This window comes from Endozoicomonas sp. ONNA1, from assembly GCF_024606325.1.
Classification (GTDB): Bacteria; Pseudomonadota; Gammaproteobacteria; order Pseudomonadales; family Endozoicomonadaceae; genus Endozoicomonas_A.
Window position 1 is genome coordinate 1 of sequence record NZ_JAHHPN010000344.1, and the last position, 3,218, is coordinate 3,218.

At 46.3% G+C, this 3,218-nt stretch carries 2 protein-coding genes; both read right to left on the minus strand.

Features of this window, described 5'->3' with window-relative positions:
- A partial coding sequence (locus KDK19_RS07805) for an F-box protein (RefSeq protein ID WP_257291684.1) occupies window positions 1-1,670 on the minus strand: 1,670 nt, incomplete at its 3' end.
- A 174-nt stretch (window positions 1,671-1,844) separates the two neighbouring features.
- The coding region (locus KDK19_RS07810; RefSeq protein ID WP_257291685.1) for a WD40 repeat domain-containing protein at window positions 1,845-3,218 on the minus strand (1,374 nt) is incomplete at its 5' end.

A 3,218-nucleotide genomic window follows, 5' to 3' on the forward strand; every position in this document is an offset into this window, starting at 1 on the left:
TTCATCGAAAGCTTATAAATTCTCAACTCGTTATGGTGAAAGGGCGAAACCAAATAGTGGCCATTGGCGCTGAGAGCGGTTGATTTGGCGGCACCTCTGTGAGTAACAACGGTTTTTTCTATCCATGCTCCATTAGCCCCCCGACCGTAAATCTTTGCCGTTCCATCCATACTGGTGGTCACCACAAGGCAGCCATCGGCACTAAAGATGGATGATTTGACAACACTCAGATGAGAAATGATGGCCTCTTCTACCCAGGATGATCCATCAGTCTTCAGACCATAGATTTTCGCTGTGCCATCTTTACTGGCCGTCACCAGATGGCGGTCATCGGGGCTGAAGCTAGCTGAGATGACACCTTTACCATGGGTAATAGTGCAGTTTTCTTCCCATGATCCGTCGTCCTTTTTGCTATAGATTTTCGCCGTGTTATCTTCACCGGCCGTCACCACATGCTGGCCATTGAGGCTGAAGACAGCTGAGTTGACATAGTCATTATGGAAAATGACGCCTTCTTCTCCCCATGATCCATCGTCCTTCTGACCACAGATTTTCGCCGTGTAATCCTGACTGGCCGTTACCACATGGCGGCTATCGGCACTAAAGATGGCTGACTTGACACGTTTACGATGGGAAATGATGATTTCCTTTTCCCATGAGCCATCAGTCTTTTGACCATAAATTTTCGCCGTGCCATCATCAGAGGCCGTTACCAATCGGCGACCATCGGCGCTGAAGGTCATTGAGTTGATCCATTGGTCATGGGAAATGGTGATTTTTTCTACCCATGATCCATCGACTTCCTGACCGTAGATTTTTGCCATGTTATCGTAATGGGTGGTGACCAAATGGCTGCTATCTGCGCTGAAGGTAGCTGTGTTGAGCAAAGCATCATGGAAAATAGTGAATTTCTCTTCCCATGCCCCATCGACTTGACCATAAATTTTTGCTGTTTGATCCAAACTGGCGGTCATCGCGAGGCGCCCATCGGCGCTGAAGATGCCTGACCTGACTTCGCGTCTATGGGAAATAATGGCTTTTCTTTCCCATGAGCCATTGTTACAGCCATAAATTTTCGCCTTTCCGTCGCTGCCGGCCGTTATCAGGTGGCTGCCATCAGTGCTGAAGGTGGCTGAGTAGACAATACTATCAAAATCATGATTAATGATGACTTCAGTATCTACATTAAATGTTTTGTATTGAGACATCAGTCGAGCTTTGGTGAAGTAAAACAGAGCAGGGAAATAATCATAACTTCGGTGTTCTATTAGTGATTCGACTAACGCTTCATCCTTCGTAAACGGTCGCAGCCAATGACTGAGCTGTTCCTTATTCTCTAAAGGAAGAATTTTCTTTAGTTGATATTGGTGTAGTGGAGAAAACCGGCAATACCACGCCTTTTCCAGTACAGGATCGTTTTTAATAGCATTGTATAAGTGAACAGATACCCTTTGTAAACTGACGATATCCCGAAACTCCAACAAACGAGCAATTTTGATGGTTATTTCCTCGGGCAAATCGTGCAATGAAGCTGTTTTCTTTATTTCTTTATCAGGTAAAGTGATGGACCTGCCGACACTGGCACCCAATGGTTCTGTCGCCAATGAAGTGCTTACAGATGGTAGCGAAAGTGAACCGGCTGTGTCGGAATTATTAACCTTAGAATACATCTCTGTTTCTCCTAAATGAGTATTCCCTCTATTAGCGACTTTCAAAATTGATGAAGTTAATTAAAGTCGGCTGTGAAATAAAAGTTTCATAATATGTTATTAAGTGTCACTAACTAAATTCCTGCTTTTCAGCACATGTAGAATGGCGCCCCTTTTATTGATCACAGCAAACCATCAATGATTCATCGATAGCTTATAAATTCTCAACTCGTTATGGGGGAAGGGCGAAACCACATGGTGGCCATTGGCGCTAAGAGCGGTTGATTTGGCGGCACCTCTGTGAGTAACAGCGGCTTTTTCTACCCATGATTCATTAGCCGCCTGACCATAAATTTTTGTCGTTCCATCGGCACTGGTGGTCAGTAGAAGGCAGCCATCGACGCTAAAGGTGGCTGACTTGACAATACCCTTATGGGAAGTGTTGACCTTTTCGATCCAGGATCCGTTAGTCTTCAGACCATAAATTTTCGCGTTGCCACCGACACTGACCATATGACGGCTATCGGGACTGAAGGTGGCTGAGCTGACACTGTAATCATGTAAAATAGTGCACTTTTCTTCCCATGATCCGTCGTCCTTCTTGCTATAGATTTTCGCCGTGCTATCGACACTTGCCGTCACCACATGGCACCCATTGGGGCTGAAGGAGGCTGAGTCGACATAGCCATTATGGTAAATGACGACTTCTACTCCCCATGTTCCATCATCCTTCTGAACACAGATTTTCGCCGTGTTATCGTCACTGGCCGTTACCAAATGGCAGCCATCGGCACTGAAGGTGGCTGAGTTGACAGTCCCATCGTGTGAAATGATGGTCTCTTCTTCCCATGAGCCATCGGTCTTTTGGCCATAGATTTTCGCTCTGCCATCGGTGCTGGCCGTCACTACTCGGCGACCATCGACGCTGAAGATAACTGAGTTGATCAGTCGGTCATGGGCAATGGTGAGTTTCTTGAGCCATGATCCATCGACTTCCCGACCATAGATTCTTGCAGTGTTGTCATAACTGGTGGTCACCAAATAACTACTGTCGGGGCTGAAGGTGGCTGAGTTGACCCAATCATTATGGGAAATGGTGACTTTTTCTTCCCATGATCCATCATCTCCCTCAGCACAGATTTTCGCCTTATTATCCTTATTGGCGGTCACCAAATGACGGCCATCGCTGCTAAAGGTGACTGATCTGAAAACGTCATCATGGAAAATAGTGAGTTTCTCTGCCCATGACCCATCGGCTTGACCATAGATTTTTGCCGTTCCATCTTCACTGGTGGTCACCAGATAGCGGCCATCGGCGCTGAAGATAGCTGATCCGACATCGTCTTCATGGGAAATGATGGTTTCTTCTACCCATTTTCCATGGGTCTTCTGGCCATAGATTTTCGCCGTTTTATCTTCACTGGCGGTCAACAGATGGCTGCCATCGGAACTGAAGATGGCTGAGTTCACCCTGTCCTCATGAGCAATCACGGCCTCTGTATCTACGTTGAACTTTTCGCATTGAGCCATCAGTCGAGCTTTGGTGAAATAGAATAGAGCAGGAAAATA